The organism is Dietzia sp. B19 (assembly GCF_014145155.1).
GTDB classification, from domain to species: domain Bacteria; phylum Actinomycetota; class Actinomycetes; order Mycobacteriales; family Mycobacteriaceae; genus Dietzia; species Dietzia natronolimnaea.
On the sequence record NZ_JAALED010000463.1, the window covers coordinates 1 to 7,276 of the forward strand.

The 7,276-nt window shown below is 70.7% G+C and carries 7 protein-coding genes; 5 read left to right on the forward strand and 2 right to left on the reverse strand.

Annotation, left to right across the window (positions count from 1 at the left end; all coding sequences use genetic code 11):
* Together G6020_RS12935 and G6020_RS12940 are read right to left on the reverse strand one after the other, a co-directional pair.
* A partial coding sequence (locus tag G6020_RS12935) for a fatty acid synthase subunit beta domain-containing protein (RefSeq protein ID WP_182610898.1) occupies nt 1-3,296 on the reverse strand: 3,296 nt, incomplete at its 3' end.
* A 318-nt stretch (nt 3,297-3,614) separates the two neighbouring features.
* Nucleotides 3,615-4,109, reverse strand: coding sequence for a hypothetical protein (locus G6020_RS12940; RefSeq protein WP_241730593.1), 495 nt, complete (start codon nt 4,107-4,109; stop codon nt 3,615-3,617).
* Nucleotides 4,110-4,279: 170 nt separating this feature from the next.
* On the opposite strand from G6020_RS12940, the gene G6020_RS17580 reads away from it, so the two are divergent.
* The 5 genes from G6020_RS17580 to G6020_RS12960 all read left to right on the forward strand — a co-directional run.
* The gene (locus G6020_RS17580) at nt 4,280-4,570 is read left to right on the forward strand and encodes a hypothetical protein (RefSeq protein ID WP_347238376.1); all 291 of its coding nucleotides are present in this window, start codon (nt 4,280-4,282) and stop codon (nt 4,568-4,570) included.
* Between the two features lie 12 nt (nt 4,571-4,582).
* Nucleotides 4,583-5,899 (forward strand): sodium-dependent transporter, encoded by a 1,317-nt coding sequence (locus G6020_RS12945; protein WP_347238377.1) that lies wholly within the window; start codon nt 4,583-4,585, stop codon nt 5,897-5,899.
* Between the two features lie 3 nt (nt 5,900-5,902).
* Nucleotides 5,903-6,040, forward strand: a complete 138-nt coding sequence (locus tag G6020_RS12950) for a methionine/alanine import family NSS transporter small subunit (protein WP_179524862.1) — start codon at nt 5,903-5,905, stop codon at nt 6,038-6,040.
* A gap of 173 nt (nt 6,041-6,213) precedes the next feature.
* Nucleotides 6,214-7,077, forward strand: a complete 864-nt coding sequence (locus G6020_RS12955) for a maleylpyruvate isomerase family mycothiol-dependent enzyme (protein WP_182610899.1) — start codon at nt 6,214-6,216, stop codon at nt 7,075-7,077.
* Between the two features lie 79 nt (nt 7,078-7,156).
* Nucleotides 7,157-7,276: shikimate kinase (locus tag G6020_RS12960; RefSeq protein ID WP_182610900.1), on the forward strand; the 120-nt coding region annotated here is incomplete at its 3' end.

Genomic DNA, 7,276 nt, shown 5'->3' on the forward strand with positions numbered 1-7,276 from the left:
TCCGAGGTGATGAGCGGGGTGGGCAGGCTGCCGGCGGTGACGCCGGTGTGGTCGGAGGCGAGGGTGGGCTCGAAGGTGAACCGGGCGGTGGCGACACCATCGGCGACCTCGGGCAGGGCCTCGATCGCGGTCCCTCCGGCTCCGCCACGGCCCACGCCGGCTGCGGTGCTCAGAAGGGTGCGCATGGCGGCTTCCGCGGCGGCGTCGGTGACGACCGGTGCGGCGCCCGTGGCCACGGAGTCACCCAGGGTGATCGTGATGGTCATCTCGGTCGGACCGATGGGCAGAGTCAGGTCGACGGTCCGCCCGTCCTGGGCCGGGGTCAGGACCGCGCCGGAGACCGGATGGTGGCCGATGCCGTTCGAGTCGATCTCCCAGGCGTGCAGGACGCCGAGGCGGTGGACAGGGCTCACCACCAGGCGGCCCGCCCACGAGACGTCGGGGGCGTTGAGCACGTCCGCGACCGGGCCCTGCTCGGTGGTCACGGTGCCGCGGCGGCGGCCGCTCACGGCCTCGGTGGAGGGCAGGTAGCCACGGACACGGTCGACGGTGGCGGACTCGAAGCGATCGAGCAACTCGCCGACAGGCTCGTCCACCCGGGTGATCCCGGCGACAGCGGTGGTGCCGGGGATGATGCACACGGCGTCGGCGTCGTAGCGGGCGTCATGGGCCTGCCACAGTGAGTCCGAGCGCCACCAGCGACGGACGTCGCCGTCGATGACGGGCACGAACGGGACGGGCTTGCCCGGCATGCGACAGATGTCGAGGAACTCGGCGGCGTCGGCGGGGTGCAGGGTCGCGGTGGCCAGGTCCGGGTAGCGGGCAGCGAGTGCGTCGACGACCTCGGTGGGTCGTTCCATCGCCTCGGCGCGGGGGAAGGCCGAGACGATGCGACCGGTGTCCGCGGCGTCCAGGCGGGCTTCGGCGCGCTGCACCATGCGGTGGAAGCGCTCGCGGATCGTGGGATCGAGCCACACCGAGTGGGCGCTCTCGGCCACCGCCCCGGAGGCGGTGCCGGCGGCGGGAGCGGAGGCGAGGGAGAGCTCGGCGAACCGGCGAAGCCACTGCTCGTAGGTCATGGTCCCGAGGTCACCGAAGTACGGCTTGGCGGTGCCGTTGATCGCGGCGACGATCTCCTCGCGGCGCTCGGCCACGGCCTCGGCGTCGCCGGCGACCTCGTCCAGCAGACGCCCGGTGCGGGCGGCGGTGTTGTCGATCTCGTGGATGTCCGCGCCGAGCTGGCTGCGGCCGGAGGCCATTCCGCCGTCGGCCTGGCCGGCACCCACCCAGTGGTCCACGCCGACGGTGTCCACGAGGAGCTGCTTGACCTGCGGGCTGGTGGTGGCCTCGAGCGTCGCCATGGCGGCCGTGCCCACGAGGATGCCGTCGACGGGCATGGCCGGGTAACCGTGGGCGTTGGCCCAGGATCCGGTGAGGTAGTCGGCGGCCCGTTCCGGTGTGCCGATCCCGCCGCCGACGCACAGGACCACGTTGGGCCGGTCGCGCAGCATCGGGTAGGTGGCCAGCAGGAGCGCGTCGAGGTCCTCCCAGGAGTGGTGTCCCCCGGCCCGGCCGCCCTCGACCTGGACGATCACCGGCATGTGCGGGACCTCGGCCGCGATCCGCACGACCTGGCGGATCTGCGCGACCGTGCCCGGCTTGAAGCTCACGTGGCGCAGTCCCGCCTCGGTGAGCTCCTCGATGAGGGCGACGGACTCGTCGAGTTCGGGGATGCCGGCGGTGACGATCACCCCGTCGAAGGGGACGCCAGCGGCGCGGGCCTTCTGGACCAGTCGCTTGCCTCCGACCTGGAGCTTCCACAGGTACGGGTCGAGGAACAGGGAGTTGAACTGGGCGCTGCGGCCGGGCTCGAGCAGCTCGGTCAGGCGCCGGGTGTTCTCGGCGAAGATCGGCTCGGTCACCTGACCGCCGCCGGCGAGCTCGGCCCAGTGGCCGGCGTTGGCCGCGGCGGCGACGATCTCGGGGTCCACGGTGGTCGGGGTCATCCCGGCCAGCAGGATCGGCGAGCAGCCGGTGAGGCGGGTGAACGAGGTCTCCACGTGCACGCTGCCGTCGGGAAGGGTGATGAGCTGCGGCTGGTAGGCCGTCCACGGGCGCTCGATCGACGGGGTGGCTCCCGGCGTGAAGAGGTTGCGCAGTCCGCCGCGGGTGGCGGCGGCGACCACACCGACGCCCTGGCCGCGGACCACCGAGCGGTTGAGGCGGGTCAGGGCCTCGCCCGGGCCCATGTCGAGGATCCACTCCGCGCCGGAGTGCAGGGTCTCGGCCATCTCCTCGACCCAGTCGACGGGCTCGGCGAAGACCTGGCGGGCCAACGCGGCCGCGCGGTCGGCGTCCAGGCCACAACGGGCCGCCCAGTCGGACACGATGTCCACCGCGGGGGCCATCGCGGGATGGTGGAAACCGACCTCCACCTCGAGGGGGTCGAAGACGGGGGCGAAGACCTCGCCGCCGGTGAGCTTGGCCTCGCGACGGCGGCGGGACTCGGCCTCGAGGTCCGCGCAGTGACGGCGCAGGTCCTCGAGATCGTCCGGACGGCCCACCACGACGTGACGGCGTTGCGCGTTGCGGATGGAGACGGTCGGCCGCAGTGCGGGGTCGACCGCGGAGAATACCTCGTCGACGAGGGCGCGCAGTCGCGCGCCGTCGATGCCCGACACGCCGACCATGGGGCTGGCCTCGCCACGGCGGAACAGGCCCGTGCGGCGACCGATCAGGGTGGCGGCGGCGCCGATGAGCTCGGCCATCGCCAGGAGGCGGTCGTCGATCGACCCGAAGGTCTCGACCGATTCCACGGCGAGGATGCCCTGGGAGTGTCCGACCACGGCGGCGGGGGCGGTGTCGTTGACGTCGAAGCCCTCGGCGGCGAGCGCGCGGACGGCGCCCACCTGGGTGAGCAGGACGGCCGGCAGGGAGACCGCGGCGGAGGAGAGCGACGCCTCGTCGGGGAGGTCACCGTGGTCCTCGTCCTCGCCGGTGGTGGTGTTGGCCCACTCGATGGGGCGGAAGCCGTGGGGCCGGACCACCGCGATCTCGTCGTGGACCGGCTCGGTGAGGGCGACGGAGGAGTCGACGAGGTCCTGCAGTTCGGGACCGATCCCGGTGCCGTCGATGAGGTCGCTCAACGCGTCGCGCCACGCGATCCCCTGTCCCCCGAAGGCGAGGGCGTAGGCGGTGCCCTCACGCAGGTCGTCCGCGAGCGCGCGGGCCTGGCGGCGGGCCGCGTGTCCGGTCTCGAGCGGGCGGGGTGTGAGGTCGCGGTCGTCGATCGTCACGTGTGGAACTCCTTGGCAACTTCGTCTGGGACATCTCCACGCCGAGACCAGTTGCTGGTCCGACGCAGGGCACAGACTGCCACAGGAAGTTGAGGGAGACCTCAGCTTGAGGGGGTACGGCCGTCCGTTCGGGGGTTAGCCGAGGGGGCCGACGCGTGAGCCCGATCACAATACGGAGCTGATGGTTCCCTCATATACACAGGTGAGGGGCACCTCAGGTTTAGGGGCACCCATGTTACCGAATCGTTATCTCATTCTCAGGGGTGATCCGCCCGACGACGGCGTGTCGCCGTCGCCTCCCACGCCCCGGCACAGCCGTCAGGCGCCGCACCGGAGAACGGCCATCATCTCGGCGTCGAGACCCTCGGTGGGGCACAGGTCGACGGCCAGACGGCGCGGCCCGGACGACCACTCGACGTGGGCCGTCCGGACCTCGTCGCCGACGGCGATCGTGACCAGTCCGCCGATCCCCGGTTGCTCTTCGGGCGCCAGCCCCCCTCGTCCGACCGTCTCGACGGCGGTCACCTCGGCGACCGTCGCCGGACCCGGAGCGGGGATCAGACGCACCTGCACCCTGGTGCCGTCGAACGCGCCGACCCAGGCCGCCAGCATCCCCGTCCCGTCCGCGCGCAGGTCGAGGGTGTACCCGTGCGCGAACCACGACCCGGTCTCGCGGACCACCTCGGCGGGAGAGGGCACGGGGGCTGCCGACGTCGGGGTGGCGACGAGGGTGGACACCCCCGCCATCGACGCCACGAGCGCGACCGCGGCCAGCGCGCGTCCCGCTCTCCGTCTCACCTGCATTGTCCTCATGAAGTCACTGTAGTCCCGCCAGTAACACGATCAGGTGCCACGAATGCGTCGAAATGGTCACCAAAACCCCAACCCGCCGACTAGATGTTGGGAGTTGTGGGGACCACACCTATCGTCGTTCCGTCACACCCGGCGGATCCGCCGCCCGATCGCCCGACAAGGAGCCGACCATGACCAGCCCGCCCAACCAAGGTGGGGTGACACCGAGAGAGACATTCTCCCGTCGCTCCGTCTTCGTCTTCGCCGCCATCGGCTCCGCCGTCGGCCTCGGCAACATCTGGCGTTTCCCCTTCGTCGCGTACGACAACGGTGGCGGCGCCTTCCTGCTCCCCTACCTCGTGGCACTGCTCACCGCGGGTCTCCCGCTGCTGTTCTTCGACTACGCCATCGGGCACCGCTTCCGCGGTTCCGCCCCTCTGAGCTTCCGACGGATGAACCGCTTCGCCGAGCCGATCGGCTAGATCCAGGTCCTGGTGTCCTTCGTCATCGCGGTCTACTACGCGGTGATCATCGCCTGGGCGGCCTGCTACGCGTGGTTCTCCGTCGACGAACGCTGGGGGCAGACGTACGAGGAGTCGGCCACGTTCTTCGCCGAGGACTTCCTCCGCGCCGGCAGCGGGTTCGGGATCGACTTCGTCCCGGGCATCGCGCTCGTCCTGGTGGTCGTGTGGATCGTCACGCTCGGGGTCCTGCTCGCGGGCGTCCAGAACGGCATCGGCCGGACCGCGCTGCTCTTCGTCCCGCTCCTGGTGGCACTCTTCGCCGCCCTCGTCGTGCGGTCGCTCTTCCTCGACGGCGCGATGGACGGCCTCAACAACTTCTTCACCCCGGACTGGGGCGTGCTCACCGAGCCGAGCGTGTGGATCGCGGCCTACGGCCAGATCTTCTTCTCCCTCTCGGTCGGCTTCGGCATCATGCTCACCTACTCGTCCTACCTCAAGCGCAAGTCCAACCTCACGAGCTCCGGCCTGGTCGTGGGCTTCTCCAACTCCGCCTTCGAGGTCCTCGCGGGCATCGGCGTGTTCGCCACGCTCGGCTTCCTCGTCTCCACGTCGGCGGGCGCGGGCTGGGAGGACGTCGGCGGCGGTCCGGGTCTGGCGTTCATCGCCTTCCCGGCTCTGATCTCGCAGATGCCCGGCGGCCCGATCTGGGGCGTGGTCTTCTTCATCTGCCTCATCCTGGCCGGCATCACCTCGCTCATCTCCATCGTCCAGGTGGTCATCTCGTCCTTCCAGGACAAGATGGGCAGCAGCCGCACCGTCTCGGTGCTGGCCGTGGGCATCCCGATGGCGGTCGCCTCGATCCTGCTCATGCCCACCGAGACCGGGCTGCAGAACCTCGATGTGATGGACAAGTTCGTCAACAGCCTCGGCATCGTCGGCATCACCCTCATCGCCCTCATCGTGGTGATCTTCGTGATGCGGCTGGCCCCCACACTGCGCGACCACCTCAACTCGGTGTCCTCGTGGAAGGTCGGCACGTTCTGGATCGTCTGCCTGGCGGTCATCACGCCGATCGTCCTGGGTTACGCCCTGATCCGCGAGATCATGTCCCTCGTCTCCGAGCCCTACGAGGGATACGACGCCGCCATCCTGGGCGTCTGGGGCTGGGGCATGATCGGGACCATCCTCGTCCTGTCGATCGTCCTGTCGGCCCTGCCCTGGCGGGGGGCCCGCCAGCTCGACGGGCCGCCGAGCGTCGACGACGACCCGAGCGACTACAGCTACGAGGAGGGACTCACCCGTCCCGACGAGAACCCGGCTCCCACCCACACGCCCAAGGAGGCCTGAGCCATGGACGCTCCCGCGATCATCATGATGGTGCTGTTCCTGCTCGTGATCTGGGGCGGACTCGTCGCCAGCATCGTGCACTACGTCGGTCACCCCGACGACCCGGAGGGGGCCACAGCCCGTCCCGCGCGCGAACTCTGACCTCGCGCCGCACGACCTGATCGCCGGCCCCGGCGTCCGCACACCACAGCGGCGCCGGGGCCGGAGTCGTCGAGGTGCCCGGACCAGTCATCGCACCGGAACTGTCACTGCATCGTGAACGCTGACGGTCAAGTCGCCGGGTCCGTCCCCACGGCGGCAGTAACCTGGTGACCATGGACACCGAGAGCCGCGACGCCACCACCACAGAACCCACCGGCGGCGCACCCGTCGAGGTGCGCCACCTGATCCAGCAGTGGAAGCGCCTCGACGAGCTCCTCGCGGGACTGAAGAGAGACGACTGGGCCGCACCCACGGCCCTCCCCGGATGGACCGTCCGCGACGTGGTGGCGCACATCGCCGGAACGGAGCACCTGCTCTCGGGCGAACCGGTACCGGACGTCGACCTCCCGCCCTCGGCAGACGAGTACGTCCGCAACCCCATCGGGGAGCTCAACGAGAAGTTCGTGCAGGAGGCCCGTCCGCTGGCGGTCGAGGACGCGTTCGCGGACTTCCGGGAGGCGGTGGCCGAGCGCACGGGACAGCTCGCCGAGATGACCCCGCAGCAGTTCGAGGCCGAGTCCGACTCCCCCGTCGGTCGCGTCCCGTTCCGTCGCTTCATGGGCGTGCGCGTCTTCGACTGCTGGATCCACGAGGACGACATCCGCCACGCCCTCGGCATGCAACACCACCTCGGCAGCGGCCCGGGGCGGTTCGCCCTCGACGAGATCGTGCGCTCCCTCCCCCGGACCGTGGGCAAGAAGGCCGGCGCCCCGGACGGTGCCCGCGTCCGGTTCCGGGTCACGGGTGAGTCCGACACCGATCTCCCGATGGCCGTCGACGTGATGGTCGCCGGCCGGGCGGGACTCGTGGACGTCGACGATTCCGCGCGGACCACGGTCGAGCTGGTGTTCGACACCCCGACCTTCGTCCGTGCGGCGACCGGCAGGATCACCGCCGAACCCGGCAACGGCGTGGAGATCAGTGGCGACGAGGACCTGGGCAGGAGGATCCTCGGGTCGATGGCCTTCACCATCTGACAGGCCCGTGGCGACTCCGACGGGGCCGGTGCCGAATCGGGCAGAGCCGTTGCCCGCGGCCGTTGCGCACATCGTGGTGATGGGGGTGTCCGGGGCCGGTAAGTCGACCGTCGCCCGCGCGATCGCCGAGCGGACGGGTGCCCTGTTCCTCGACGCCGACGACCTGCATCCCCCCGCCAACCGCCGGAAGCTGGGCGCC